Origin of the sequence: Kitasatospora sp. NPDC091207, from assembly GCF_044768625.1 — a bacterium.
Classification (GTDB): Bacteria; Actinomycetota; Actinomycetes; order Streptomycetales; family Streptomycetaceae; genus Kitasatospora.
In genome coordinates this window covers 147562-174342 of record NZ_JBIVVS010000006.1, presented here as the reverse complement: position 1 = coordinate 174342, position 26781 = coordinate 147562, and the positions used below count along the sequence as shown (strand labels likewise).

Sequence of the window (26781 nt, the reverse complement as noted above, 5' to 3'; positions counted from 1 at the left end):
CAGCACCGTGAGCACCAGTCAGAACGTCGGCGTGACCGCCGCGAAGGGCTTCCGTGCCGCCGGCGTCACCGCCGGGATCAAGGCCTCCGGCACGCCCGACCTCGCCCTCGTCGTCAACGACGGCCCGTCGCTGGCCGCCGCCGGCGTGTTCACCAGCAACCGGGTCAAGGCCGCGCCCGTCCTCTGGTCCGAGCAGGTCCTCAAGGGCGGCCAGGTCGGCGCCGTCGTCCTCAACTCCGGTGGCGCCAACGCCTGCACCGGCCCGCTCGGCTTCCAGGACACCCACGCCACCGCCGAGAAGGTCGCCGAGGAGCTGAAGCTCAACGCCGGCGAGGTCGCCGTCGCCTCCACCGGCCTGATCGGCGTGCGTCTCCCGATGGACGTCCTGCTGCCCGGGGTGGCCCTCGCCGTCCGGGAGCTCGACGCCGCCGGCGGCGAGGCCGCCGCGATCGCCATCAAGACGACCGACACCGTCCACAAGACCGCGCAGGTGACGCGGGACGGCTGGACCGTCGGCGGGATGGCCAAGGGCGCCGGCATGCTCGCCCCCGGCCTCGCCACCATGCTGGTCGTCCTGACCACCGACGCCGCGCTCGACTCCGCCGCCCTGGACGCCTCGCTGCGCGCCGCCACCCGCACCACCTTCGACCGGATCGACTCCGACGGCTGCATGTCGACCAACGACACCGTGCTGCTGCTCGCCTCCGGCGCCTCCGGCGTCACCCCGGACCGGGACGGGTTCGACGAAGCCGTCCGCACCGTCTGCGCGGACCTCGCCCGGCAGCTCATCGGCGACGCCGAGGGCGCGAGCAAGGACATCCGGATCGACGTCACCGACGCCGCCACCGAGGCGGAGGCCGTCGACGTCGCCCGCGTGATCAGCCGCAACAACCTGCTCAAGTGCGCCCTGCACGGCGAGGACCCGAACTGGGGCCGGGTGCTGGCCGCGATCGGCACCACCTCCGCCGCCTTCGACCCGGACCGCCTCGACGTCGCCATCAACGGCGTCTGGGTCTGCCGGGGCGGCAGCGTCGGGGAGGACCGCGACCTCGTCGACATGACCGGCCGGGAGATCGTCATCACCGCCCGCCTCAACGCCGGCGAGGCCGCCGCGACGGTGTGGACCAACGACCTCACCGCCGACTACGTGCACGAGAACAGCGCCTACTCCACCTGACAGCCTGCCCACCGAGCCGGGGACCAGACACGTGCAGATCGCACCCAAGGGCGAACAGGCCCGCAACAACACCGCGTTGCCCAAGGCCATGACGCTGATCGAGGCGCTGCCCTGGCTGGAGCGCTTCCACGGCAAGACCGTCGTCATCAAGTTCGGCGGCAACGCCATGGTGGACGAGAGCCTCAAGGCGGCGTTCGCCCAGGACGTCGTCTTCCTGCGGTACGCCGGTCTGCACCCCGTCGTGGTCCACGGCGGCGGCCCGCAGATCAGCGCCCAGCTGGACAAGCTCGGCCTGGAGTCCTCGTTCACCAATGGCCTGCGGGTCACCACCCCCGAGACCATGGACGTGGTCCGGATGGTGCTGGCCGGGCAGGTCCAGCGCGAGCTCGTCGGGCTGCTCAACGGCCACGGCCCGTTCGCGGTCGGCATGACCGGCGAGGACGCCCACACCATGACCGCCGTCAAGCGGTACGCCGTGGTCGACGGCGAGCAGGTCGACATCGGCCTGGTCGGCGACATCGTCAACATCGAGGCCGGCGCCGTGAAGGCGCTCATCGCCGACGGCCGGATCCCGGTGATCTCCTCGATCGCCCGGGGCACCGACGGACACGTCTACAACATCAACGCCGACACCGCCGCCGCCGCCCTCGCGGTGGCGCTCGGCGCCGAGATGCTCGTCGTCCTCACCGACGTCGAGGGCCTGTACGCCGACTGGCCGCACTCCGACGACGTGATCAGCCAGCTCAGCGCGACCGAGCTGGAGGAGCTGCTGCCCGAGCTGGCCAGCGGCATGCTCCCCAAGATGGAGGGCTGTCTGCGCGCCGTGCGCTCCGGCGTGGGCACCGCCCGGGTCCTGGACGGCCGGGTGCAGCACAGCCTGCTGCTGGAGATCTTCACCGACGAGGGCATCGGCACGATGGTCGTGCCGGACGACGAAGCGACCGTGACCGGGGGACTGGCATGACGACCGAAGCACAGCGGAGCAGCGACAACGCGGGGCTCACCGACCGCTGGCAGCACGCCTTCACCGACAACTACGGCACCCCCCGGATCCCGCTGGTCCGCGGCGAGGGCGCCAAGCTGTGGGACGCCGACGGCAAGGAGTACACCGACCTGCTCGGCGGCATCGCCGTGAACGCCCTCGGCACCGCCCACCCGGCGGTCGTCGAGGCCGTCACCCGGCAGATCTCGACCCTCGGCCACGTCTCCAACCTCTTCATGGCCGAGCCGACGATCGCGCTGGCCGAGCGGCTGCTCGCGCTCTCCGGCCGCGACGGCCGGGTGTTCTTCTGCAACTCCGGCGCCGAGGCCAACGAGGCCGCGTTCAAGATCAGCCGGCGCACCGGCCGGACCCGGGTCGTCGCCCTCCAGGGCGCCTTCCACGGCCGGACGATGGGCGCCCTCGCGCTGACCGGCCAGCCCGCCAAGCAGGAGCCGTTCCTGCCGCTGCCCGGCGAGGTCACCCACGTCCCCTTCGGTGACGTCGAGGCCCTGCGCGCGGCCGTCACCACCGAGACCGCCGCCGTCTTCCTGGAGCCGGTCCAGGGCGAGAACGGCGCGATCCCGCTGCCCGACGGCTATCTGCGGGCCGCCCGCGAGATCACCCGCGCGACCGGCACCCTGCTGGTCCTGGACGAGATCCAGACCGGCATCGGCCGCACCGGGTACTGGTTCGCCCACCAGGCCGCCGAGGGCGTCGAGCCGGACGTGGTCACCCTGGCCAAGGCGCTCGGCGGCGGGCTGCCGATCGGCGCCGTGCTCGCCTTCGGGGAGGCCGCCGACCTGCTCACCCCGGGCCAGCACGGCACCACGTTCGGCGGCAACCCGGTGGTCGCGGCCGCCGCTCTCGCGGTGCTCGACACCATCGAGTCCGAGGGCCTGCTGGAGCACGTCCGCAAGATCGGCGAACGGCTGCGGCACGGGATCGAGGCGATCGGCGACCCGCTGGTGTCGCACGTGCGCGGGGCCGGCCTGCTGCTCGGCATCGTGCTGACCGAGCCGGTGTCCGGCAGGATCCAGGCCGCCGCCCAGGAGGCCGGTTTCCTGGTCAACGCCGCCGTCCCGGACGCGGTGCGGCTCGCGCCGCCGCTGGTGCTCACCGAGCAGGACGCGGACGCCTTCCTGGCCGCCCTGCCGGCGATCCTCCGGACGGTGCGGGAGAACGCCCCGGCCGATGCGAGCCGAGCGTAGTCCGGGAGAATAATCACATGACCGTTCCCCACGCCGACCAGCCCGCCGCCGGTCCGACGCCGCAGGTCCCGCAGACCCGCACCGCGCGCCACCGGCGGATCGTGGACCTGCTCACCCGCCAGCCCGTGCGCTCGCAGAGCCAGCTCGCCAAGCTGCTCGCCGACGACGGACTGGTGGTCACCCAGGCCACCCTCTCCCGGGACCTGGACGAGCTGGGAGCGGTGAAGATCCGCAACCGGGACGGCGCGCTCATCTACGCCGTCCCGGCCGAGGGCGGCGACCGTACGCCGCGCGCGCCGATGGGGGAGTCGGCCAGCGAGGGCCGGATGGCCCGGCTGGCCGGCGAGCTCATGGTCTCCGCCACCGCCTCCGGCAACCTCGTGGTGCTGCGGACCCCGCCGGGCGCCGCGCAGTTCCTGGCCTCGGCGATCGACCAGGCCGAGGTCTTCGAGATCATCGGCACCATCGCCGGCGACGACACCGTGCTGCTGATCAGCCGCGACCCGTCCGGCGGCCAGGCCCTCGCCGACCACCTGATGCAGCTCGCCCAGGCCAAGGCCCAGTAGCGACCGGCCGGGCCCGGAGACCCCGGGCCCGCCCGCGTGCCGCCCCGGCGCGGCCGCACCACCCCCGTCACCACCCGCGCCACCACCCCCGTCACCACCCGCTCGCCGCCCCTCCCGCCCGCGGGCCTCACCTCGGGGCCGCCGACTTCTCGGCAGGGGTTTTGAAATCCATACGGTGTAGTGCATACTTATGCCTATCGCCGTAAGCCTGTTCGCACAGTTGTGAAGGAGAAAGCCGTGACCGAGCGCGTCGTACTCGCCTACTCGGGCGGTCTGGACACGTCCGTCTGCATCGGCTGGATCGCCGAGGAGACGGGCGCCGAGGTCATCGCCGTCGCCGTCGACGTCGGCCAGGGCGGCGAGGACCTGGAGGTCATCCGCCAGCGGGCGCTGGACTGCGGTGCCGTCGAGGCCGAGGTCGCGGACGCCCGCGACGAGTTCGCCGACGAGTACTGCCTCCCGGCCATCAAGGCCAACGCCCTCTACCAGGGCCAGTACCCGCTGGTGTCGGCCCTCTCGCGGCCGACCATCGTCAAGCACCTGGTCGCCGCCGCGCAGAAGCACGGCGCCACCACCGTCGCCCACGGCTGCACCGGCAAGGGCAACGACCAGGTCCGCTTCGAGGTCGGCATCCAGTCGCTGGCCCCGCAGCTGAAGTGCATCGCCCCGGTCCGCGACTACGCGATGACCCGGGACAAGGCGATCGCCTTCGCGGACGCCAAGGGCCTGCCGATCGCCACCACCAAGAAGTCCCCGTACTCGATCGACCAGAACGTCTTCGGTCGTGCCGTCGAGACCGGCTTCCTGGAGGACATCTGGAACGCCCCGATCGAGGACGTCTACGAGTACACCCAGAACCCGGCCACCCCGCGCGAGGCCGACGAGGTGGTCATCACCTTCGACGCCGGCGTCCCGGTCGCCATCGACGGCCGCAAGGTGACCGTCCTGCAGGCCATCGAGGAGCTCAACAAGCGGGCCGGGGCCCAGGGTGTCGGCCGCCTCGACATGGTCGAGGACCGGCTGGTCGGCATCAAGTCCCGGGAGATCTACGAGGCCCCCGGCGCGATCGCCCTGATCACCGCCCACCAGGCCCTGGAGAACGTCACCGTCGAGCGTGAACTCGCCCGCTACAAGCGGCAGGTGGAGCAGCGCTGGGCCGAGCTGGTCTACGACGGCCTCTGGTTCTCCCCGCTGAAGCGCGCCCTGGACGGCTTCGTCAACGAGGCCAACCAGCACGTCTCCGGCGAGATCCGGATCGTGCTGCACGGCGGCCGGGCCGTCGTCAACGGCCGCAAGTCCGACCAGTCGCTGTACGACTTCAACCTCGCCACCTACGACACCGGCGACACCTTCGACCAGTCGATGTCCAAGGGCTTCATCGAGATCTTCGGGATGTCCTCGAAGATCGCCGCCCGCCGCGACCTCGCCTGATCCGCCCCGCCCGGTCGTCCGACCACCCGCCGGGCCCCGGCCGTGCCACCCCGCGGCCGGGGCCGCCCCCGACCCGCCACCTGTAAGGAGCCAGCGATGCCCGCCGACCAGAATGCCGACGTCCGCCTCTGGGGCGCGCGCTTCGCCGACGGCCCGTCCGAGGCGCTGGCCCGGCTCTCCGCCTCGGTGCACTTCGACTGGCGCCTCGCGCCGTACGACATCGCCGGTTCGAAGGCCCACGCCCGGGTCCTGCACAAGGCCGGGCTGCTCAGCGCCGCCGAACTCGACGACATGCTCGCCGGGCTCGACCGGCTGCTGGCCGACGTCGAGGCCGGCACCTTCACCGGCACCGTCGCCGACGAGGACGTCCACACCGCGCTGGAGCGCGGCCTGCTGGAGCGGCTCGGCGCCGAACTGGGCGGCAAGCTGCGGGCCGGCCGCTCGCGCAACGATCAGATCGCCACGCTGTTCCGGATGTACCTGCGCGACCACGCCAGGATCATCGGCGGACTGATCCTGGACCTCCAGCACGCCCTGGTCGGCCTGGCCGAGGAGCACCCGCACACCGCCATGCCGGGGCGCACCCACCTCCAGCACGCGCAGCCCGTCCTCTTCGCCCACCACGTCCTCGCGCACGTGCAGGCCCTCGGTCGGGACGCCGAGCGGCTGCGCCAGTGGGACGTCCGCACCGCCGTCTCCCCGTACGGCTCCGGCGCGCTGGCCGGCTCCTCGCTCGGCCTCGACCCGCAGGCGGTCGCCGCCGAGCTCGGTTTCGAGCGGGGCTCGGTCGGCAACTCCATCGACGGGACGGCCTCGCGCGACTTCGTCGCCGAGTTCGCCTTCATCACCGCGATGATCGGGATCAACCTCTCCCGGATCGCGGAGGAGGTGATCATCTGGAACACCAAGGAGTTCGGCTTCATCACGCTGCACGACGCCTTCTCCACCGGCTCCTCGATCATGCCGCAGAAGAAGAACCCGGACATCGCCGAGCTGGCCCGGGGCAAGTCCGGCCGCCTGATCGGCAATCTGACCGGCCTGCTGGCGACGCTGAAGGCGCTGCCGCTCGCCTACAACCGGGACCTCCAGGAGGACAAGGAGCCGGTCTTCGACTCCTGCGACACGCTGGAGGTGCTGCTGCCGGCCTTCACCGGCATGATGGCCACCCTCACCGTGCACCGCGAGCGGCTGGAGGAGCTCGCCCCGGCCGGCTTCTCGCTCGCCACCGACATCGCCGAGTGGCTGGTCAAGCAGGGCGTGCCGTTCCGGGTCGCGCACGAGGTCGCCGGTGCCTGCGTCAAGGTCTGCGAGCAGCAGGGCATCGAGCTGTCCGACCTGACGGACGAGCAGTTCGCCCGGATCTCCGGGCACCTGACGCCCGAGGTGCGCACGGTGCTCAACGTCCACGGCGCGATCGCCTCGCGCAGCGGCCGCGGCGGCACGGCCCCCTCGGCGGTGGCCGTCCAGCTCGCCGAGGTGAAGGCCGACCTGGCGCTCCAGGAGGACTGGGCCCAGGGCTGACACCGGGTCCGGGCGGTACTCCCCGAACACCGGGCGGTACTCCTCGCGAGGGGGCGTGGCGGGTCGACCGCCGCGCCCCTTTCGCGTGCGCACGCCCGGCCGGCCGTAACCGGTCCGGGCCGGAGCCGGTCATGCACGGTATGTGCACCAACCTTCCTGTCGTCCCCTCCGCCGAGGACGAGGTCCTCGCCGAACTGCGGCGCCGCCTCGTCCGGGAGGCGGTGGCCGCCCTGCCGGGCCGCTGCCCGCAGCTCGTCGCCGCCCTCGCCGAGGACCCGCCGCCGAGCTACCGCGAACTCTCCGCGCGGCTCGGCATGCCGCGCGGCTCGATCGGCCCCACCCGCTCCCGCTGCCTCGCCTGCCTGCGGCTGGTCCTGCACGCCGAGCGCTACCCCTAGCCCCCCGGCGCGCCCCGCCGCCACCTCCCGGCCGTGCGACGTGACCCTCGCCACGTCGCACGGCCGGGAGGTTGAGAGCAGCTGACACGCGGGTAGAGCGCTGGCGAACGCAGCTCTTGACGGCGGCGCGATCACTCGGATACTGAGCGTGAGCGCGCCGTTCTCGTCGTGGCCCCACCGGGCCGCGCGACCGGTGCGTTCGTGCGCCACCCCGGCCAGGACCGATCCCCGGCCGGGACATCTCCGGCAGGGCATCCGGTGCGACACCCTCACGTTCGCGCGCCGGGCACGACGATGGGGAGGCCCCAGCACATGGGCATGAGCGTGATCATCTCGGTGGCGGACGCCGAGGACGCGGAGCAGATCCTCAAGCTGCAGTACCTCGGCTACCAGAGCGAGGCCGAGCTGTACGGCGACTGGAACCTGGAGCCGCTGACGCAGACCCTGGAGAGTCTGCGCGACGAACTCACCGAGCAGTACGTCCTGGTCGCCCGGCTGGGTGACGAGGTGGTCGGCACCGTCCGCGGCCGGATCGACCCCGACGGCATCGGCCGGATAGGGCGCCTGGTCGTCCACCCCCGGATGCAGGGCCACGGCCTCGGCGGCCGCCTGCTGGAGGCCCTGGAGCGCCGCCTCGTCGCGGACGGCCGCCCGGTGACCGTCTACCGCCTGTTCACCGGCCACCGCAGCCTGGGCAACCTGCGCCTCTACACCCGTCAGGGGTACCGCCAGACCGCCGTCGAGCACGTCGACGGCGGGCCGAGCCTGGTCCACCTGGAGAAGCCCGCGGTCGCGCCGCTCGCCGCCACCGCCTGAACCCCACGCCCCCCGCGGCGCTCGGCGCCGCCGCCATCCGGACGATCCGGAGGCGGCGCCGAGCCGCGTCACCGCAGCTCAGGGCGGTTGCTGTCCGCATTGCGGACAGCGGATCCAAATAGTTGGGACGAAATCGACCCATCTGATTTACTGGCTCACATGACTGCGACGACGAAATGGACCCCCACCGGCACCCTGCCGGCAGGTGAGCGCGCCATGTGTCGTCGAATGTGTCACCGCTGAGGGCCATCGTCCCCTCCCCGGCCGCCGGCCGGGGTCCTCCCCCTCGCGCCCCGAAGCGAGACCCGGTCTGCTCCCGTCAGTGCGAGCAGCCCCCCCTGCCACGGCACCACCCACCGCCTCCGCCTGCCCACCCACGGGCCGGTGGCGCTCCCTGATGACTCGTAAGGGCCACGCCGTCGCGCGGCCCGGCCGCCCAGCGGCGACGATCAAGAGGTGGCAGGTCCGGATCCCCCTGGTGCGACACCGTCCCTCCCGCCGACCGCAACCCGGCCCGGCGGCCCAACGCCGTCCACCCCCGACCCACGGAAGCAGCTGTGATCACCACCACGGACCTCACCAAGGTCTACCGCGCCCGCGGCCGCGAGGTGACCGCCCTCGCCGGCGTCGACCTGCACGTGCGCCCCGGCGAGGTCTACGGAGTCGTCGGCACCAGCGGTGCCGGGAAGTCCACCCTCATCCGCTGCGTCAACATGCTCGAACGCCCCAGCTCCGGCACCGTCACCGTGGACGGCGTCGAGCTCACCGCGCTCGCCGGCGGCGAGAACCGGGCCGGCAAGGAGCTGCGCGAGGCACGCCGCCGGATCGGCATGGTCTTCCAGCACTTCAACCTGCTCGCCTCCCGCACCGTGCAGCAGAACGTCGAACTCCCGCTGGAGATCATCGGCCTGGACCGCACCGAGCGCCGCCGCCGGGCCGCCGAACTGCTCGACCTGGTCGGCCTCGGCGACAAGGCCCGCAGCTACCCCGGCCAGCTCTCCGGCGGCCAGAAGCAGCGCGTCGGCATCGCCCGCGCCCTCGCCGGCGACCCCAAGGTGCTGCTCTCCGACGAGGCCACCTCGGCCCTCGACCCCGAGACCACCCGCTCGATCCTCAAGCTGCTGCGCGACCTCAACCAGCAGCTCGGCCTCACCGTCCTGCTGATCACCCACGAGATGGACGTCATCAAGTCCGTCTGCGACTCCGCCGCCCTGATGCGCGGCGGCCGCGTGGTCGAGTCCGGCGGACTCACCGACCTGCTGGCCAAGCCCGGCTCCGAACTCGCCCGCGAACTCTTCCCGCTCAGCGAGTTCGGCACCGGCCACCCCGGCAGCACCGTGCTGGAGATCACCTTCCAGGGCGACACCTCCGCCCAGCCCTTCGTCTCCCAGCTCGCCCGCACCTACCAGATCGACATCAACATCCTCGGCGCCGCCGTCGAGACCATCGCCGGCCGCATGGTCGGCCGGATGCGGGTCGAGCTCTCCGGCGGCCACCAGGACAACGTGGTGCCGATCGGCTTCCTGCGCGAGCAGGGCCTGCAGGTGGACGTGCTCGACACGGCGAACGGAGCGGTGGCATGACCTGGGACCAGATGCAGGAACTGATGTGGCCCGCCACCTGGGAGACCCTCCAGATGGTCGGCGTCGCCACCGTCGGCACCGTCCTGGTCGGCCTGCCGCTCGGCGTGCTGCTGGTGCTCACCGACAAGGGCGGGCTGCTGCAGAACCGGCCGGTCAACAAGGTGCTCGGCGCGGTCGTGAACATCGTCCGCTCGGTGCCGTTCATCATCCTGATGATCGCCCTGATCTCCTTCACCCGCTGGCTGGTCGGCACCTCCATCGGCTGGGAGGCCGCGACCGTGCCGCTCACCATCGGCGCGATCCCCTTCTTCGCCCGGCTCGTCGAGACCTCCGTCCGCGAGGTCGACCGCGGCCTGATCGAGGCCCTGCAGGCGATGGGCGCCTCCACCTGGACGATCGTCCGCAAGGCGCTGCTCCCCGAGTCGCTGCCCGGCCTGGCCGCCTCGGTCACCACCACGATCATCACGCTGATCAGCTACTCCGCGATGGCCGGCGTGGTCGGCGGCGGGGGCCTCGGCACCCTCGCCATCAACTACGGCTACTTCCGCTTCGAGACCGCCTTCATGTGGATCATCGTCGCGGAACTGGTGATCATCGTCACCGTCGTCCAGCTGCTCGGCGACTGGGCCGTGAGCCGCCTCGCCAACCGAGGCCGCGGCGGCGGCCGGACCCGCCTGCTCGGCCCGCGCGGCAAGGCCCCGGCCGCCCCCGACGAGGACCTCGTCGCCTCCTAGACCTCCCGACGTCCGCCTCCGGACGCGGCTCCCCGTATCACGCAGAAAGGCACTTTTCGTGCGCAACGCCCTGAAGTTCACCAGCGTCCTCGCCACCGCCGGCATCGCCCTCTCGCTGGCCGCCTGCGGAAGCTCCGGCTCGTCCGGCTCCTCCGACCCGAACGCCCCGCTGACCGTGGTCGCCAGCCCCACCCCGCACGGTCAGATCCTCAAGTACGTCAAGGACAACCTCGCGGAGAAGGCCGGCCTCAAGCTCACCATCAAGGAGGTCACCGACTACGTGACCCCCAACACCGCGGTGCAGGACGGCTCGGCCGACGCGAACTACTTCCAGCACGTGCCGTACCTGGAGGACTTCAACAAGAAGCACGGCACCCAGATCGTCTCCGTCGAGCCGGTCCACCTGGAGCCGCTGGGCGTGTACTCCAAGAAGGTCAAGACCATCGGCGACCTCAAGGACGGCGCCACCGTCGGCCTGCCCAACGACGCCACCAACGAGGGCCGCGCGCTCAAGCTGCTCGCCGACAACAACCTCATCACCCTCAAGGCCGGCGTCGGCACCGCCGCGACCCCCGCCGACGTCACCGCCAACCCGAAGAACCTCAAGTGGAAGGAGCTGGAGGCCGCCCAGCTGCCCCGCTCCATCGACGACCTCGACGCCGCCGTCATCAACGGCAACTACGCCCTCGACGCGGGCCTCAAGCCCGCCGGTGACTCGCTGCTGCTGGAGAAGGCCGAGGGCAACCCCTACGCCAACATCCTCGCGGTCAAGCAGGGCAAGGAGAACGACCCCCGGGTCAAGAAGCTCGCCGAGCTGCTCCACTCCGCCGAGGTCAAGAAGTACATCGACGACACCTTCAAGGGCTCCGTCATCCCGGCGTTCTGACCGGCGCCCCACCCGGTACCGCCGACCGCGCCACCACGACCGGGCCCCCGCCGCACCTCGGCGGGGGCCCGGTCGGGCAGTATGCACCAGTGGTGCCCTGACCGACCGTGTTCTGACGTACCGTCGTGCGGTCCGCGCACCGCGCGACACCCGGGGTACCGGCGAGGCGTACGGTGTGTCCACGACCCGGCGAGGAGAGACGGCATGGCAGCGAGCTTCCCCGAGACCGCCATCAGCACCGAACGGCTGCTGCTGCGCCCCCTTGCGGAGCACGACGCCGCCGGCCTGGCCGCGATGATGGCCGACGAACTCGTCCTCGACTGGACCGACCTCCCGTACCCCTTCACCGAGGCCTACGCCGCCGAACTCGCCCGCACCCTCGCCCCCGCCCACCGCGCGGCCGGCCGGGGCATCGTCTTCGCCGTCGCCGAACACCTCACCGAGCGCCTGGTCGGCCTGGTCGAACTGCGCAACACCGACTGGCGGTTGCGCGCCACCGAGATCGCCTACGTCACCGCCCCCTGGGCCCGCGGCGAGGGCTACGCGCCGGAGGCCGTCCTCGGCACCGCGCAGTGGCTGTTCGAGGACCGCGGCTTCCTGCGCCTGGAGATGCGCACCGCGGCCGGCAACACCGCCGCCCAGCAGGTCGCCCAGAAGGTCGGCGCGATCAGCGAGGGCGTGCTGCGCAGTGCCTGGATAGTGCGCGGTGAATCCGGCGGGACCGACGGGACCGGTGAGAGCGCCGTGGCGGGCACGGGCGGAGCCGGAGCGCCGGCCGGCCGCCGGAGCGGGACCGAGAGCCGCAGCGACCTCATCCTGTGGAGCCTGCTCCCCGAGGACATGGAGAACCCGGCCGAGCCGGAGAGCGCCTGGCACGGCGACCACCGCTACGTCCTGCGCGACTGACCCAGTCACCAGTCACCAGCCGGCCCGGCGGGCCGCGAGCCGACCGGCGGGGGAGCGGCGGGGGAGCGGCGGCCGACGAGTGCCGGACATGTGTGCGAGATGTCGGCGCCGAGGGGAACACACCCGGTAGCCTCTCCAGCGGCGCCGTACGCGGGCGCGGCATGTCGGCGCACCGAGGCGAGGGAGAACGGCCGCAGATGGCTGACCGGATCACGGTCATCGGGTGGGACGGCACCCCGCTGACCGAGGCCGCCGGCGCGGCGCTCGCCGCCGCCACCCTGGTGGCCGGCGCCCCCTACCAACTCAACGCCCTCCCGGTGCCCCCCGCCGCCGAGCGGCTCGTCCTCGGCAACGTCCGGCTCGCGGCCCACCGGATCGCCGAACACCGCGGCGCCGCCGTCGTCGTCGCCGAGGGCGACCCCGGCTTCTTCGGCGTCGTCCGCACCCTGCGCCGCCCCGAGTACGGCCTCGAACTCGAAGTCCTGCCCGCCGTCTCCACCGTCGCCACCGCCTTCGCCCGCGCCGGCATGCCCTGGGAGGACGCCCAGGTGGTCAGCGCCCACGGCGGACGGCTGCGCCGCGCCGCGAACATCTGCCGGGCCCATCCCAAGGTCGCCGTGCTCACCGCGCCCGGCGCCGGGCCGGGCGAACTCGCCCTGATGCTGCGCGGGGTGCACCGCACCTTCGTGGTCTGCGAGGCCCTCGGCACCCCCGAGGAGGACGTCACCGTCCTCACCTCCGACCGGGTCGCCGACCACAGCTGGCGCGACCCGAACGTGGTGCTGGTCATCGGCGGCAACAGCGGCGGCCCGCAGGCGGGCGCGGTGGGCGAGGCGGCCGGCTGGCTGGCCGGACGCCCCGTCGGCTACCCCGGCCCGGACCGCGGTTGGGCGCTCCCCGGCGACGCCTACACGGGCGCCGGGCGCGCGGAGGATGCGCCCGGCGCACCGGAGGCGCTGCCCGCGCACGCGCGCGCCCTCGTGCTGGCCCGGCTGGGCGCCCGTCCGGGGGACTTGGTCTGGTCGGTCGGCGCGGGCAGCGGCGCGCTCGCCGTCGAGGCCGCCCGGTTCGGCGCGGCCGTCGTCGCGGTCGAGGCCGACCGCTCCGCCTGCGCCCGGCTGACGGTCAACGCCCGGCGGTTCGGCGTCGAGGTGGAGACCGTCCACGGCTCCGGCCCGGAGGTGCTCGGCGGTCTGCCGGAGCCCGACGCGGCCGTCGTCGAGGCCGGTGGCATCACGGTGGCGCGCGCCGTCCTGGCCCGCCGGCCCGAGCGGTTCGTGGCGGTGGCCCGCACCCTCACCGAGGCGGAGGAGATCCGCCGTGCCGTCGTGGAGGCCGGCTACCGGGCCGACGGCGCGTTGCTGCAGTCCACGCCGCTGCGACCGGCCGGGCCCGACGGCGGCCTGGGGCTCGCGGCGGGGGAGCCCGGCGTGCTCCTGCTCTGGGGTGAGCAGATCGTGTGAAGGCGAGGTGCGGCCCGCCGGTCGCCCCGGTGGTGATTCCGAGCCCCCCGGCGGTGATCCAGGTCGCATCCGGACACCGATTCGAGAGGTGGCGGCGCCGGGCCGGTAGTGTGGCGTCCGGGACGGCTGCGGCGTCCGGTGGCTCGCCCGATCCGGTCGGTTTGTCGCCTTTTTGACGCGGTGCAACCCGGAACGGCTCGGAGTGTGGGCAATTCGACGGGCCGCGTGCCGGACCTGGAGAATGCCGTAGGGTCCGGTGCGGTCGTTGCCGGTTGCCCCGCCTTGTCGTTGTTTCAGATGGCGCGCCGCCCCACCCGGGTGGTGCGGGCCGGGGTGCCGCAGCGCGCCGGAAAGACTTCGGCCGCAGCGCCTCGGCGCGGCGGCCGCGTGTGGTTGAGGGGCGGGCCGGTTGCAAGGCCCGGCCCGTGCGGATGGGCGCTGCGGTCGGTGATCGCGTCGCCAAGGGCGCGGCAGCGGCCTGGAAGGAGCTTTGACATGACCGATGGCGGCCACGTCCCGAACGAGGGACTGCCGGAGCACCTGCTCACGGGGTCCGACCCACTCGGCGGCCCGGAGGGCGTAGCGACTGCCGCACCCGTGCAGGGCGTCGCACCCGTCCAGGGTGTCGCGCTGGACGGCGGCCTGATCCCGAACCCCGCGGCGCCGGGGAACGGCCTGCCCGGCGCGGTGCCGCAGGGCATCGGCACGGTTCCCGCCCAGGGCCTCGTCGGCGCGCCGCAGCCGCTCGGCGGGACCGGCTACGGCGTCCAGGGCGCTCCCGGCGAGGGCTGGGGAGCCGACCCGGGTGCCCCGCGCCCCGCGTTCCACTTCCTCGACCAGCCCGACCAGCCGGACCTCCTCCTCGACGACGAGGACGACGTGCTGCTGATGCCCGGTCCGCAGGGCTCCTGGGGCGAGCCGCCGGTGGCCGGCCCCGGTGAGCAGACCGGCGACCAGCACGGCGTTCCCGGCACTCCGGTCGAGCCGTCCTGGCCGCCGCTGGAGCCGCCGCTCCTCGGCGTGGCCGACCCGGCCGCCCAGCAGTTCCAGGGGCAGCCGCAGCCGGCGCCGCTCCAGGGCCAGGCCCCGCAGAACCCGTTCCCGCCGCAGGGTCAGCCGCAGGGCCAGGAGTCGCTGACGGCGGCTCAGCAGCCCCGCCGCCCGCTGCACGCCGGCCCCCCGATCCCGGACCCGTCGCTGATGACCGGCCAGGTCCCGGTGCGCTCGCTCGCCGACCGCGGCCCGTCGCAGGGCGGTACGCCCGCCCACGGCATCCCGGTCGTCGTCGGACAGCCGGAGCCGCAGGCCGCCGCGCCCGTGCCGGCCCAGCCCGTGGCGCCCGCCCAGCCGGTGCTGCAGCAGCCGGTGGCCCCGGCCCAGCCGCTGGCGGACGTTCAGGGCGTCCAGCCGGTCCAGGACGCTCCGCAGGCCCCGCAGTACACCGGGATCCCCGTCGCCGAGGCGGCCGCGCAGGTCGTGGACGTGGTGGAGGCGGCCGGTCCGGCCGTCGAGGCCGCGGTGGCCGCCGAGGTGCTCGCCGCCGGACCGGCGCCCGAGGCCGGTGCGGAGTCCGTCGCCGACCAGTCCGTCGGGCAGCCCGTCGGCCCGGCCGAGACCGTGCCGGGCCAGGCGCAGGCGCCCGTCACCGGGCAGCCCGAGCAGCCCACCGGGATCCAGGCGCCCGCCGCCGACCCGGTGACGACCGGCCTGTCCGCCGTCGAGCAGACCGCTCCCCAGGCCGGCCCCGAGGAGCCGGCCGCCGAGGCCGCCGCCCAGCCCGCGCCGCAGCAGCCGGCCGCCCAGGCCGGTCAGCCCCGCCGGATCTCGGCCTTCCTCGCCGCTCCCACCCCGCACGGTCTTCCGCAGATCGAGGGGACGGAGCCGGTCCAGGCCGTCGCGGAGGGCGCGGAGCAGCAGTCCGTCCCCATAGCGGCCGCCGAGCAGACCGAGGCCCCCGCCGTCGAGCCGGTGCCGGACACCGAGCCGGAGCAGCCCGCCGTCGAGGCGGCCCCGGACGCCGAGGCTTCGGACGCCCCGGTCTCGGACGTCCCGGTCTCGGACGTCCCGACCTCGGACGCCGAGGCTTCGGACGTCCAGGCCGCGGAGGTCCCGGTCCCGGAGGTCCAGGCCGTGGGCGCCGATGAGCAGGCCCAGGCCCCTGCCGAGGCCCAGACCCCTGTCCACGCTCCCGCCGAGGCCGAGGGCCACTCCGGGGCCGTCGTCGAGGTGTCCGCCGAGACCGCCGTCGGCACCGGTGAGATGCCCTCCGGCCAGGCCGTCGTGCTCGCGGAGGCCGAGCAGCCGCAGGAGGGCCCGGCCGAGGCCGCCGGCACCACCGCCGCTGTGGAGGCCGATGCCGTTGCCGAGGCGGCCCCCGAGGCGCTCCCGGAGCAGCCGGCCGCCGGGGCCGAGGCCGAAGCCGGGCCTGAAGCCGCCGAGGCCGTCGGCCCCGAGGCCGAAACCGCCGGAGCCACGGACCCCGCCGAGCCCGTCGTGGCTGGCGAGCCTGCCGCCGCCGCGCCCGTCGAGGCCGCAGAGGAGCCCGCCGTCGAGGAGCCGGCCGCGGAGGAGCCCGTGGAGGAGCCCGCCGAGCCGCGCGGCCCGGCCGCCCCCGGTTACGACGACGCCGGCCGCGAGGCCGTCCACCAGGTCATCCGTGAGCGCCGCGACATCCGCAACGGCTTCCGCCCGGACCCGATCCCGCACGAGGTGCTGATCCGCGTCCTGGAGGCCGCCCACACCGCGCCCAGCGTCGGCTACTCCCAGCCCTGGGACTTCGTCGTGATCCGCTCGGCCAAGACCCGCCGCAAGATGCACGAACTGGCCGAGCGCCAGCGCGAGGCCTACGCCGACTCGCTCCCCAAGGGCCGGGCCAAGCAGTTCAAGGAAATCAAGATCGAGGCCATCCTCGAGACGCCCGTCAACATCGTGGTCACCGCCGACCGGACCCGCGGCGGCCGCCACACCCTGGGCCGGCACACCCAGCCCCAGATGGCGCCCTACTCGGCGGCCCTCGCCGTCGAGAACCTCTGGTTGGCCGCCCGCGCCGAAGGCCTCGGCGTCGGCTGGGTGAGCTTCTTCGACGAGGAGGAGATGGTCCGCGAGCTCGGCCTGCCCGAGCACCTGGAGGTCGTCGCCTACCTCTGCGTCGGCTACGTCGACGCCTTCCCGGACGAGCCCGAGCTCCAGCAGCAGGGCTGGGCCAAGAAGCGACCGCTCTCCTGGGTCGTCCACGAGGAGCAGTACGGCAACCGCGCGCTGCCCGGCGAGGAGCCGCACAGCCTGCTGTCCGAGACCCTGCGCGGAATCCGCCCGCTCGACGCCAAGGCGCTCGGCGAGGCCTGGGACCGCCAGAAGCGGATGACCAAGCCGGCCGGCTCGCTCGGCATGCTGGAGATCATCTCCGCGCAGCTGTCCGGACTCTCCCGCAAGTGCCCGCCGCCGATCCCGGAGCCCGCCTGCGTGGCGATCTTCGCCGGCGACCACGGTGTCCACGCCCAGGGCGTCAGCCCCTGGCCGCAGGAGGTCACCGCCCAGATGGTCGGCAACTTCCTGGCCGGCGGAGCGGTGATCAACGCCTTCGCCAAGCAGATCGGCACCGAGGTCTGCGTGGTCGACGTCGGCGTCGCCGCCGAACTGCCCGACGCCATCCAGCAGGGCCGGACCACCGGCCTGCTGCCGCGCAAGGTCAGGCCCGGCACCGGGGACATGACCCAGGGCCCGGCGATGACCCGCGAGGAGGCCCTCAAGGCCCTCGAAATCGGCATCGAGACCGCCCGCGACCTGGTGGCCGCCGGCAACAAGGCCCTGGTCACCGGCGACATGGGCATCGCCAACACCACCGCCTCCGCCGCCCTGATCGCGGTCTTCACCGGGCTCGACCCGGCCGAGGTCACCGGTCGCGGCACCGGCATCAACGACGAGACCCACGCCCGCAAGGTCGAGGTCGTCCGTGCCGCGCTCGCCCTGCACCAGCCGGACCCGGCCGACCCGATCGGCGTCCTCGCCGCCGTCGGCGGTCTGGAGCACGCGGCCATCGCCGGGTTCCTGCTCGGCGCGGCGTCGCTGCGCACCCCGGTGATCCTGGACGGTGTCATCGCCGGTTCGGCCGCGCTGGCCGCCAAGGCGATCGCTCCCGAGGTGCTCGCCGCCTGCATCGCCGGCCACCGCTCCGCCGAGCCCGGCCACCAGGCCGCGCTGGCCAAGCTCGGCCTGCGTCCGCTGATCGACCTCGACCTGCGGCTCGGCGAGGGCACCGGTGCCCTGCTGGCCCTGCCGCTGGTGCAGAGTGCGGCCCGGGCGATGCACGATGTAGCCACGTTCGACTCCGCCGGGGTCACCGAGAAGGCCTGACGTCCGCCCGCACCGCTCCGTGGACCGGCCCGAGGGCGCGCCGGCCCGCGGAGCGGTGCCGCGCCGTACCCCCACCGCACCCTCACCCTGATCCAGGAGTTCCGCCCATGACCGCGCCCAACCCGCACCCCGGCACCGAGGGCCGGACCCCGTACCCGGTCGGCCTGCTGCTCGCCGGCCGCCGCGTCGTCGTGGTCGGCGGCGGCCATGTCGCCCAGCGCCGGTTGCCCGCGCTGATCGCCGCCGGCGCGGACCTGCACCTGATATCGCCGACCACCACCCCCGCCGTCCAGGCGATGGCCGACGCCGGTGAGGTCACCTGGCACGAGCGCCGCTACCAGGACGGCGACCTGGCCGACACCTGGTACGCGCTGGTCGCCACCGACGACCCGGCGGTCAACGTGGCGGTCAGTGCCGAGGCGGAGCGCGAGCGGGTGTTCTGCGCCCGCAGCGACGACGCGGCCGCCGCCACCGCCTGGACCCCGGCCAGCGGCCGCGACGCGGGCGCCACCGTCGCCGTCCTCACCGGCGACCCGCGGCACTCCGCCGGCCTGCGCGACGCCATCGTGGACGGCCTGCGGGACGGCTCGCTGGCCACCCGCCAGTACCGCTCGCACGGGGTCGGGGGTGCCTCCCGGCCGCCGGGCGCGGGGAGCGTGGCCCTGGTCGGCGGCGGTCCGGGGGACCCTGACCTGATCACCGTGCGCGGCCGCAGGCTGCTCGCCGACGCCGACGTGGTGGTGGCCGACCGGCTCGCCCCGCGCGAGCTGCTCGCCGAGCTGCCCGAGCACGTCGAGGTGATCGACGCGTCCAAGATCCCGTACGGGCGGTTCATGGCCCAGGAGGCGATCAACCGGACGCTCATTGAGCACGCCAAGGCCGGCAAGTTCGTGGTCCGGCTCAAGGGCGGCGACCCGTACGTGTTCGGGCGCGGCGGTGAGGAGCTGCTGGCCTGCGCGGAGGCCGGACTGCCGGTCACCGTGGTCCCGGGGATCTCCAGCTCGATCAGCGTCCCGGCGGCGGTCGGCGTGCCGGTCACCCACCGGGGGATGACGCACGAGTTCACGGTGATCTCGGGGCATGTCGGCCCGGCCGACGAGCGCTCGCTGACCAACTGGGAGGCCGTCGCGCGGATGACCGGCACCCTGGTGCTGCTGATGGCCGTCGACAAGATCGGCGCCATCGCGGACAAGCTGATCGCGTGCGGCCGCCCGGCCGACACCCCGGTGGCCGTTGTCCAGGAGGGGACCACGGCGGCCCAGCGCCGGGTGGACGCCACGCTCGCCACGGTCGCGGCCACCGTCGAGGCGGAGCAGATCAAGCCCCCGGCCGTGATCGTCATCGGCGACGTGGTCAACGTCCTGGCCCCCGCGTTCCCCACCCTCCCCGTGTCCCTCGCCTGAGCCACCGCTCGCCCGCCCGGGCCCGTCCCCGCGGACCTCGCCTGAGCCACCCCTCGCGCACCCAGGCCCGACCCCGCTGTTTGCAAAGCCAACCCTTTGCAAACAGCGGGGCCCTGAGGTGCGCCTCGGGGCCCCGCCGCGACCTGCCCCACGGCCACCGTCACGTACGCACCGACCGTCCCACCTGCTCCGCGACGCGGCCCACCTGCCTCGACCGGACGGCCTGCCTCCGTCGACCCGGCCCGGCCCACCTGCCCGGTCGGCCCCAGGCGCCGCCCCGGCCCCTGCCTTCCAGCGCCGTCCTCCCCGCTGTTTGCAAAGGTGCACCTTTGCAAACAGCGGGGAGTGGGAAGTCGGCCCAGCCGACTTCCCACTCCGCACCCCCCACCGCTCGGCCACGGTCACTCCAAGGGCTGCTCCGTCCAGATGACCTTGCCGCTGGCCGTGTAGCGGGTACCCCAGCGGTCCGCGAACTGCGCGACCAGGAAGAGCCCACGCCCGCCCTCGTCCGTCGTGGCCGCGTACTTCAGATGCGGCGAGGTGCTGCTGGCGTCGGACACCTCGCAGATCAGCGCCCGGTCACGGAGCAGCCGGACCCGGATCGGTCCCCGCCCGTACCGGATCGCGTTGGTGACCAGCTCGCTCAGGATCAGCTCGGTGACGAACGCCGCCTCGTCCAGCCCCCACTGCTCCAGCCGCTCGGCCACCGCCGCCCGCACCCTGCCCACCGCGGCCGGATCGGACGGCACCTCCCACTCCGCCACCTGGTCCGCGGCCAGCACCCGGGTCCGCGCCACCAGCAGCGCGATGTCGTCCTGCGGCCGCGCCGGCAGCATCGCGCCCAGCACGTCCGCGCAGGTCTGCTCCGGTGTCCGCGGCGGCCCGGTGAGCGCCGCCCGCAGCAGCTCCAGCCCCTCGTCGATGTCCCGCTCGCGGTCCTCCACCAGCCCGTCCGTGTACAGCACCAGCCGGCTGCCCTCCGCCACCTCCAGCTCTGCCGTGGTGAACGGCAGCACGCGCAGACCGAGCGGCGGCCCGGTCGGCAGCTCCGGGAACTCCACCCGGCCGTCCGGTCCGACCAGCGCCGGCGGCGGGTGCCCCGCACTGGCCAGCGTGCAGCGCCGGGACACCGGGTCGTAGATCGCGTACAGGCAGGTCGCGCCGGTGACCGCCGCCGAACCGCCGGTCGCCGACTCCTCCTGGTCGATCCGGTTCACCAGCTCGTCCAGGTGCCCGAGCAACTCGTCCGGCGGCAGGTCGAGCGTGGAGAAGTTGTGGATCGCGGTGCGCAGTCGCCCCATCGTCGCCGCCGCGTGCAAGCCGTGCCCCACCACGTCCCCGACCACCAGCGCGACCCGCGCGCCCGGCAGCGGGATCAGGTCGAACCAGTCCCCGCCCACGCCCGCCTGCGCCGGCAGGTACCGGTGCGCCACGTCCAGCGCGTTCTGCGGGGGCAGGCTGCGCGGCAACAGGCTGTGCTGCAGCGTCACCGCCATCGCGTGCTCGCGGGTGTAGCGGCGGGCGTTGTCGATGCAGACCGCGGCGTGCGAGACCAGTTCCTCGGCCAGCGCCAGGTCCTCCTCGTCGAACGGCTCCGCCCGGTCCGCCCGCCAGAACCGGGCGACCCCGAGCAGGACCCCGCGGGCCCGCAGTGGCACCCGCACCAGCGAGTGCACCCCGTACTCCACCACCTGCGCCGACCGCTCCGGGTCCTGGGCCCGCCAGGCGTCCGCCTCCGCGAGCCGTGGCTCCAAGCCGGGCAGCCCGCTGTCCAGCGCCCCCGCCAGCGGCGTCGACGGCACGACCTCCAGCACGGTGCCGACCGGATAGAACGGCGAGTCGTCCCGGACGCCGCTGAACGCCGCCCGCCGCATCTGCCCGAGGGCCTGCCCCTGCGGCGGCTCGTCGCCCTCCAGCACCTGCTCGGCCAGGTCCACGCTGACGAAGTCGGCGAACCGCGGCACCGCCACCTGGGCCAGCTCCTGGGCCGTCCGCGTCACATCGAGCGAGCTGCCCACCGTCACCCCGGCGTCGTACAGCAGCCGCAGCCGCCGCTGCGCGACCTCGGCCCGCCCCGACAGCGCCAGCAGTTCGGTGGAGTCACGCAGGGTGGCGACGCAGCCCGGGGGCCCGCCGTCGCGGTCGGTCAGCCGGACGTTCACCGCCAGGAGCAGCTCGCCGGCCAGCACCACCTCGTCGGTGACCGGCCGGTTGGCGGTCAGCAGCTCCTCGGGCGCCCGGTCCAGGCCGAGCTCGGTGACCAGCCGGCCCTCGGCGTCGGCCGGCAGGTCCAGCAGCCGGCGCGCCTCGTCGTTGCAGAGCAGCAGCCGCCCGTCGCCCGCGACGATCAGCACACCCTCGCGCACCGCGTGCAGCACCGCCGCGTGGTGCTCGTACATCCGCGTCATCTCGGCCGGGCCGAGCCCGTGGGTCTGCCGCCGCAGTCGCCGGCTGACCAGTGCCGTGCCGCAGGTGGCCAGCCCGAGCGCGATCGCCGCGGCGCCCAGCACCACGGGCAGCTGCCGTTGGCTCGCGCTGCTGATGTTGGCGATGGTGACCCCCGCGGAGACCATGCCGACCACCGAGTCGTCCGGTGCGCGGACCGGCACGATCGCCTGGACCAGCGGTCCGATCGTGCCGTTGACGTGCTCGGTCACCACCTGCCCCTGCAAGGCGGGCTGGTAGTCGCCGACGAACTTCTGGCCGATCCGGGCCGGATTGGGGTGGGTGTAGCGGATGCCGTCGGTGTTGAGGACGACGATGAAATCCACCCCCGCGTTGAGCGCGGCCGCCTGCGCCTTCGGCTGCAGGATCGCGGTGGGGTCGGGGGAGCGCAGCGCCTCGACGATGCCCGGCGAGTTGGCGAAGGTCTGCGCGACCGCCACCGACCGGTTGGTCGCCTCGTGCTGGGCGTCGTTGCGGGACTGCACCACCAGCGCGACCACGGCGGCGGCGACCAGCAGCAGCACCACCACCACCTGCAGCGCGAAGACCTGCCCGGCCACGGACCGGCGCTTCACCGGCCTCGGCCGAGCCCCTTTCGGCTGCTGTTGCCGACCGTGTGGGCGCCCACCGGAAGAGCCGGCGGTACCAGCGGCACGGGATGAGGTGGCGGAACCGGATGTGCCAGAGGCCGACGGAGCCCATGATCGGCCCGGAAAACGGGCCATACGTCATATTTGCACTCGATGCACCTACAGGCCAAGGCCGGGACTTCCCTCCCTGGGCCGTTTGGCCTTCTCCACCCCGGCTTGGCAAGATCGCAGGGTGTCCGAACCCAGCACCATCACCGACCCCACCGACCCGCGCCTCGGGGACTACACCGGTCTGACCGACGTCGAACTCCGCCGCCGCCGCGAACCCGCCGAGGGCCTGTTCATCGCGGAGGGCGAGAAGGTCATCCGCCGGGCCCTGGCCGCCGGCTACCGGATGCGGTCGATGCTGCTGACCGCCAAGTGGCTGGACGTGATGGCGGACGTGATCGCCGAGGCCGACGCCCCCGTCCACGTGGTCGAACCGGGGCTGGCCGAGGCGGTCACCGGCTACCACGTCCACCGCGGCGCGCTCGCCTCGATGGAGCGCCGGCCGCTGCCGGACGCCGCCGAGCTGCTGGCCGGAGCCCGCCGGGTGGCCGTGCTGGAGGGCCTGGTCGACCACACCAACCTGGGCGCGATCTTCCGCAGCGCGGCCGCGCTCGGCATGGACGCCGTGCTGCTCTCGCCCGACTGCGCGGATCCGCTGTACCGGCGCGCCGTCAAGGTCTCCATGGGCGCCGTCTTCGCCGTCCCCTACGCGCGGCTGGAGCCGTGGCCGGCCGCGCTGGACAGCGTGCGCGCCGCCGGCTTCGGTCTGCTCGCCCTCACCCCGGCCGAGGGCTCCGTCGACCTGGCCGCCCTGGCCCCGCACCGCCTCCCCAAGGCGGCCCTGATGCTCGGCGCCGAGGGCGACGGCCTCACCCGCCAGGCCCTGGCCCTCGCCGACCACCCGGTCCGTATCCCGATGGCGCACGGCATCGACTCCCTCAACGTCGGCGCCGCCGCGGCCGTGGCCTTCTACGCCGTCACCGCCACGGCCTGACGCCCGCCGGGCGGGCATGCCCTCCCGCCGGGGTGGTCGAGGAGCGGGGCCGGAAGGCCGGGGGAGTGGGAAGTCGGACCGGCCGACTTCCGGCGTACGAGCGGCCGGACCCCGTCCCGAGGACGGGGCACCCACCCGCCGGGGGTCAGCCGGCCGGGGCCGTCGGCGGGGCGGGCGCGGCGGCGGGCGGCGGTGTGACGGTCAGGGTGGGGGCACCGGGCCAGGACTCCTCGATGGTCCCGTCCGATCGCACCGTGTAGCGGGTGGAGGCCGACGCGCCGCTCTGGGCGCCCCGTTCCTCGCGGACCAGCGCGCCGTTGTCGAGCCGCCAGGTGGCTGTCGCCTGCGGATCGGCGGCCGACGAGCGGGAGGCCAGCGCCACCGGTGCGTCCCCGGTGAAGGCGAACAGCTGGACCAGGTCGGCCGGCACGGAGCCCTCCGCCCGGCGCAGCACCACCAGGGCGGCCGGAGCGCCCTTGTAGCGGGCCGGGAGGACGGCGCTGAGCGCGACCTGGGGCCCGGCCCCCGCCGAGCGTCCGTCCCGCAGGGTGATCGGCGGGCCGCCCGCCGGATCGGGGTAGCTGCGGTTGGGCCAGTCCACCACCGGCCCGGCGCCCTGCGGCGGTGCCAGCGCACCGTCCCCCGCCGCCGCGTTGCCGTGCGCCGCCGCGGCGGCCGCGGCCGCCAGCGGGGTCGCGGACTGTGCCGCGCCGTCGGCCGAGAGCCCGGCTCCGGGCGCGGTGGTACCCGGCTGGTCGGCGGGCGCGGCGCTCACCGTCGTCCCGCCGCGGACCGGTCCGAGGCTCTGGTTGTCCCGGTTCTCGCACCCCTGCGCTGCCGCGATGGCGAGCGCCACACCGATGGTCACGGTGACGAAGACCACCAGCCGCTGCCGCAGCAGCCGCTGCCGGGCGGTGCCGGGGCGGCCACCGGGGACGGGGGTGTGCTGCCGGTCGCGGGCCTGTCCGCGCGGCCGGTCCGGCCGCTGCTCCCGCTCGCGGGGGCCCGCCGGGCCACCGGGCCCGCCGGTCCGCCCCGGCGGCGGGGTCTGCTGGCGTTCGCGCAGCGGCCGGGTGGTGTGCGCCTCGGGGCGGGGCATCGGCGTGGTGGCGGACTGCCCGGGCCGGCCCTGCGGCCGCCGCTGGGCTGCGCCGTGGTGCGGTCCCGGGTGGACTCCCGGGTGGGCGGCGGCGGGTTGCTGGGCGGCCGGGCGGCTCGCCGCGGCGGCCCGGACCCGCGCGCCGGCCGGGTCGGGTGCCCGCCCCGGGGCGGGGACGCCGCGCGCGGCGCCGGCCGCCGGTCCCGGTGCCGCGGCCGGGCCGTGGCCGGGGGCGCTCGGCCGGGCCCCGGCGGCAGCGCGGCCGACGGCGCCGCGGCCGGGCCGCTCGGCCGGCGGGCCGTCGGTCCCGCCGCGCGCCGCCAGTTCGCTCAGCCGCTCGTGCAGGGCGGCCGCACCGGGCCGCTCGGCGGGCTCCTTCGCCAGGCAGGCCCCGATCAGCGGTGCCAGCTGCGGCGGTACGGCGGACAGGTCGGGTTCCTCGTGCACGACCCGGTACAGCATCACCTCGGAGGAGGCACCCGAGCCGAACGGGGTGTCCCCGGTGAGCGCGTACGCCAGCGTCGCCCCGAACGCGAAGACGTCCGTCGCGGGTGTCACGGCGGCGCCGCGGACCTGTTCGGGCGCGAGGAAGCCGGGGGAGCCCACCGCCGTGCCGACATGGGTGAGCGTGCTGGCGCCGCGCGACCAGGCGATCCCGAAGTCGATGATCCGCGGACCGCGGGGTGAGAGCAGGATGTTGGACGGCTTGAGGTCCCGGTGGACGACCCCGGCCTCGTGCACCTTGACCAGTCCGTCGGCCAGCGCGGCGCCGATCCTGGCGGCCTCCGGCCAGCTCAGCGGCCCGCCGTCGCCGACCCGCTTGTAGAGCGAGGGCCCGGGGACGTACGCGGTGGCCAGCCAGGGCCGCTCGGTCTCGATGTCGGAGCCGACCACCCGCGCCGTGCAGCCGCCCCGGATCCTGGAGGCGGCGGCGATCTCGCGCGCGAAGCGGGTCCGGAACTCCAGGTCCTCGGCCAGCTCCGCGCGGATCAGCTTGAGCGCGACCCGCTGCCCGCGCCGGTCCGAGCCCAGGTAGACGACGCCCATGCCACCGGCTCCGAGCCGCCGGTGCAGTCGGTACGGCCCGACGATGCGGGGGTCCTCACGCCTCAGCCGCATCATCGCCATCATCGTTCCCCGTCAGCCTGTGGATGAGGCCCCGTCGGTTGGGGCATCGTCAGTTCCTGTCGGGCACAGCTTACGGACTGCCTGCTGCGGTGTGCTGATACGCAACACCTGAACCCTCCGTGCGATTGTCCGATCTTGCACTGACAGTCGCGCACGGGGCGGCGGACGCTTCTCGGGGTCGGCCCTCAGGGTTCCCCCGGGGGTGGGGTGGAGCGCGTCTCCCCCTGCGGTAGTAGTCCTCAAGTCGGAGCGTCATCCTCGGGGATGCCCGGAGAACAGTACGACGGCATGACGTCCGACTACCCCCTCGGGCCATAGCGTTGTCCTCAGCGGTGGACGGGGAGCTCGTCCCCCGAGGTAAGCCGTCCACCGCGTCCACTTCGGCCACTGGTCGGCACGAGCAGCACATCGTTCACACAGCGCAGGAATCAGGAGTGAGGGCATGGCACCGCAGCTCACGGGATCCCCCCGCCGCCGTCGGCCGGCCTTCACCCAACGCCAGGCCGCCGAGCCGACCAGGCACCCGGCGGTGGCGCTGGCCATCGCGCTGCCCTGCGCGGTGCTGCTGGTCATGCTCTTCGGAGGCTGGGAGCAGATGGCGAACCAGGCCCAGGCCGTCGCCGATCTGATCAAACACTGACCGATCACCCTGTGAATCCCGGCCGGCCACCAGCCCGGCCGGCCATTGAACGGGCACTGATCCCCTGGGGACGGGGAGCCGGTGCCGCCGGGGAAGGCCGTGCCCGCGATGACTCGCGGACGGGCGAGTGCGGTGCACAGAGCACCCCGGCAGGCGGAGACGCCGCGTACGGACGTCGGTGAGGGCGTCCGTACGCGGCTCTTCTTCTTTCCCGGGGCCCACCCCGGACGAGCCCACCCCCGGAGCGGCCCCGGCAGAGGGCCCGTCAGCCGGAGCACCCGACCAGCCGGAGCACCCGACCAGCCGGAGCATCCACCGGCTCGGAGCATCCACCGGCTCGGAGCACGCCAAAGAGCCGGGGCCGTGATCCTGGTGGATCACGGCCCCGGCCGGTTACTGTGCGCGATACG

At 74.3% G+C, this 26781-nt stretch carries 18 protein-coding genes and 1 pseudogene; 17 read left to right on the top strand and 2 right to left on the bottom strand.

The window, feature by feature from the left end; all coding sequences use genetic code 11:
* Window positions 1-31 precede the first annotated feature (31 nt).
* From argJ to cobA, 15 genes are all read left to right on the top strand, one after another.
* The gene (argJ, locus tag ACIQTO_RS13900) at window positions 32-1177 is read left to right on the top strand and encodes a bifunctional glutamate N-acetyltransferase/amino-acid acetyltransferase ArgJ (RefSeq protein WP_402387735.1); all 1146 of its coding nucleotides are present in this window, start codon (window positions 32-34) and stop codon (window positions 1175-1177) included.
* 88 nt (window positions 1178-1265) lie between these two features.
* A complete protein-coding gene (argB, locus tag ACIQTO_RS13895) occupies window positions 1266-2141 on the top strand; it encodes an acetylglutamate kinase (protein WP_402387732.1) in 876 nt (291 codons plus the stop codon).
* Entirely contained in the window at window positions 2138-3367 is a 1230-nt protein-coding gene (locus tag ACIQTO_RS13890; RefSeq protein ID WP_402387406.1) for an acetylornithine transaminase, read from the top strand. Before argB ends, ACIQTO_RS13890 begins: the two co-directional genes overlap by 4 nt.
* Before the next feature lie 17 nt (window positions 3368-3384).
* Window positions 3385-3933, top strand: a complete 549-nt coding sequence (locus tag ACIQTO_RS13885; protein WP_380578057.1) for an arginine repressor — start codon at window positions 3385-3387, stop codon at window positions 3931-3933.
* Between the two features lie 237 nt (window positions 3934-4170).
* Complete coding sequence (locus ACIQTO_RS13880; protein ID WP_402387403.1) at window positions 4171-5364, top strand: argininosuccinate synthase; 1194 nt, start codon at window positions 4171-4173, stop codon at window positions 5362-5364.
* 96 nt (window positions 5365-5460) lie between these two features.
* Window positions 5461-6885 (top strand): argininosuccinate lyase, encoded by a 1425-nt coding sequence (argH, locus tag ACIQTO_RS13875; RefSeq protein ID WP_402387401.1) that lies wholly within the window; start codon window positions 5461-5463, stop codon window positions 6883-6885.
* Window positions 6886-7025: 140 nt separating this feature from the next.
* Window positions 7026-7283, top strand: a complete 258-nt coding sequence (locus ACIQTO_RS13870) for a hypothetical protein (RefSeq protein WP_402387398.1) — start codon at window positions 7026-7028, stop codon at window positions 7281-7283.
* Between the two features lie 312 nt (window positions 7284-7595).
* Entirely contained in the window at window positions 7596-8099 is a 504-nt protein-coding gene (locus ACIQTO_RS13865) for a GNAT family N-acetyltransferase (RefSeq protein WP_402387395.1), read from the top strand.
* A gap of 557 nt (window positions 8100-8656) precedes the next feature.
* Window positions 8657-9682, top strand: coding sequence for a methionine ABC transporter ATP-binding protein (locus ACIQTO_RS13860; protein ID WP_402387392.1), 1026 nt, complete (start codon window positions 8657-8659; stop codon window positions 9680-9682).
* Complete coding sequence (locus ACIQTO_RS13855) at window positions 9679-10416, top strand: methionine ABC transporter permease (RefSeq protein WP_402387389.1); 738 nt, start codon at window positions 9679-9681, stop codon at window positions 10414-10416. Before ACIQTO_RS13860 ends, ACIQTO_RS13855 begins: the two co-directional genes overlap by 4 nt.
* Window positions 10417-10474: 58 nt before the next feature.
* A complete protein-coding gene (locus tag ACIQTO_RS13850) occupies window positions 10475-11302 on the top strand; it encodes a MetQ/NlpA family ABC transporter substrate-binding protein (RefSeq protein WP_402387386.1) in 828 nt (275 codons plus the stop codon).
* A gap of 204 nt (window positions 11303-11506) precedes the next feature.
* Window positions 11507-12208 (top strand): GNAT family N-acetyltransferase, encoded by a 702-nt coding sequence (locus ACIQTO_RS13845; RefSeq protein WP_402387383.1) that lies wholly within the window; start codon window positions 11507-11509, stop codon window positions 12206-12208.
* Between the two features lie 197 nt (window positions 12209-12405).
* Entirely contained in the window at window positions 12406-13671 is a 1266-nt protein-coding gene (gene cbiE / locus ACIQTO_RS13840) for a precorrin-6y C5,15-methyltransferase (decarboxylating) subunit CbiE (RefSeq protein WP_402387380.1), read from the top strand.
* A 495-nt stretch (window positions 13672-14166) separates the two neighbouring features.
* Window positions 14167-18024: a nicotinate-nucleotide--dimethylbenzimidazole phosphoribosyltransferase gene (cobT, locus tag ACIQTO_RS13835; protein WP_402387377.1), complete on the top strand. Its 3858-nt coding sequence runs from the start codon at window positions 14167-14169 to the stop codon at window positions 18022-18024.
* Between the two features lie 107 nt (window positions 18025-18131).
* Window positions 18132-19427, top strand: a complete 1296-nt coding sequence (gene cobA / locus ACIQTO_RS13830; RefSeq protein ID WP_402387374.1) for a uroporphyrinogen-III C-methyltransferase — start codon at window positions 18132-18134, stop codon at window positions 19425-19427.
* A gap of 401 nt (window positions 19428-19828) precedes the next feature.
* Here cobA and ACIQTO_RS13825 read toward each other — a convergent pair whose 3' ends face one another.
* Window positions 19829-22597, bottom strand: a complete 2769-nt coding sequence (locus tag ACIQTO_RS13825) for a SpoIIE family protein phosphatase (protein WP_402387371.1) — start codon at window positions 22595-22597, stop codon at window positions 19829-19831.
* A 97-nt stretch (window positions 22598-22694) separates the two neighbouring features.
* Here ACIQTO_RS13825 and ACIQTO_RS13820 point away from each other — a divergent pair, with 97 nt between their 5' ends.
* Window positions 22695-23504 carry a TrmH family RNA methyltransferase gene (locus ACIQTO_RS13820; protein WP_402387369.1) on the top strand — a complete coding sequence of 270 codons (810 nt, stop codon included), beginning with the start codon at window positions 22695-22697 and terminating at the stop codon, window positions 23502-23504.
* A gap of 742 nt (window positions 23505-24246) precedes the next feature.
* Here the strand turns inward: ACIQTO_RS13820 and ACIQTO_RS13815 are convergent.
* Window positions 24247-25731, bottom strand: a pseudogene (locus ACIQTO_RS13815) (serine/threonine-protein kinase); the annotation flags it as partial.
* Between the two features lie 442 nt (window positions 25732-26173).
* Between ACIQTO_RS13815 and ACIQTO_RS13810 the strand changes: the two are divergent.
* The gene (locus ACIQTO_RS13810; RefSeq protein ID WP_380577356.1) at window positions 26174-26371 is read left to right on the top strand and encodes a hypothetical protein; all 198 of its coding nucleotides are present in this window, start codon (window positions 26174-26176) and stop codon (window positions 26369-26371) included.
* The last annotated feature ends 410 nt before the right edge of the window (window positions 26372-26781 follow it).

Excerpts from the sequence above, each read along its gene's own strand:
- cobA (WP_402387374.1), top strand. The coding sequence starts at position 18,132 with ATGACCGCGCCCAACCCGCACCCCGGCACCGAGGGCCGGACCCCGTAC.
- ACIQTO_RS13855 (WP_402387389.1), top strand. The coding sequence starts at position 9,679 with ATGACCTGGGACCAGATGCAGGAACTGATGTGGCCCGCCACCTGGGAG.
- cbiE (WP_402387380.1), top strand. The coding sequence starts at position 12,406 with ATGGCTGACCGGATCACGGTCATCGGGTGGGACGGCACCCCGCTGACC.
- argH (WP_402387401.1), top strand. The coding sequence starts at position 5,461 with ATGCCCGCCGACCAGAATGCCGACGTCCGCCTCTGGGGCGCGCGCTTC.
- argB (WP_402387732.1), top strand. The coding sequence starts at position 1,266 with ATGACGCTGATCGAGGCGCTGCCCTGGCTGGAGCGCTTCCACGGCAAG.
- ACIQTO_RS13825 (WP_402387371.1), bottom strand. The coding sequence starts at position 22,597 with ATGGCCCGTTTTCCGGGCCGATCATGGGCTCCGTCGGCCTCTGGCACA.
- ACIQTO_RS13810 (WP_380577356.1), top strand. The coding sequence starts at position 26,174 with ATGGCACCGCAGCTCACGGGATCCCCCCGCCGCCGTCGGCCGGCCTTC.
- ACIQTO_RS13865 (WP_402387395.1), top strand. The coding sequence starts at position 7,596 with ATGGGCATGAGCGTGATCATCTCGGTGGCGGACGCCGAGGACGCGGAG.
- ACIQTO_RS13870 (WP_402387398.1), top strand. The coding sequence starts at position 7,026 with ATGTGCACCAACCTTCCTGTCGTCCCCTCCGCCGAGGACGAGGTCCTC.
- cobT (WP_402387377.1), top strand. The coding sequence starts at position 14,167 with ATGACCGATGGCGGCCACGTCCCGAACGAGGGACTGCCGGAGCACCTG.
- ACIQTO_RS13890 (WP_402387406.1), top strand. The coding sequence starts at position 2,138 with ATGACGACCGAAGCACAGCGGAGCAGCGACAACGCGGGGCTCACCGAC.
- ACIQTO_RS13885 (WP_380578057.1), top strand. The coding sequence starts at position 3,385 with ATGACCGTTCCCCACGCCGACCAGCCCGCCGCCGGTCCGACGCCGCAG.
- ACIQTO_RS13845 (WP_402387383.1), top strand. The coding sequence starts at position 11,507 with ATGGCAGCGAGCTTCCCCGAGACCGCCATCAGCACCGAACGGCTGCTG.